The sequence below is a fragment of the Natranaerobius trueperi genome (assembly GCF_002216005.1).
In the GTDB taxonomy this organism is placed as follows: Bacteria; Bacillota; Natranaerobiia; order Natranaerobiales; family Natranaerobiaceae; genus Natranaerobius_A; species Natranaerobius_A trueperi.
In genome coordinates, this window is record NZ_NIQC01000115.1 from 1 (window position 1) to 265 (window position 265).

The 265-nt window shown below is 39.6% G+C and carries 1 protein-coding gene; it reads right to left on the reverse strand.

Translation table 11 applies throughout. From position 1 onward, the window contains the following. A partial coding sequence (locus tag CDO51_RS13340) for a reverse transcriptase domain-containing protein (RefSeq protein WP_240503603.1) occupies nucleotides 1-265 on the reverse strand: 265 nt, incomplete at both ends.

Consider the following 265-nt stretch of genomic DNA (forward strand, 5'->3'; position numbering starts at 1 on the left):
AATTTGCGTATGAGTCGTATGATGGTTTCATCCTTTACTTGTTCCCTTACCATACCTATCAACAAGTCATGGTTCACGGTGTCAAAATATTTTGCTAGATCTATGTCAACTGTATATTTGTAGCCTTGTTCGTAGTACTCTTTTGACCTTTTGATCGCCTGCTGGGCGTTACGATTCGGTCTGAATCCAAAGCTACTATCAGAAAATATCGGTTCAAATATTGGTTGAAGTACTTGTACTAGTGACTGTTGTACCATGCGGTCCA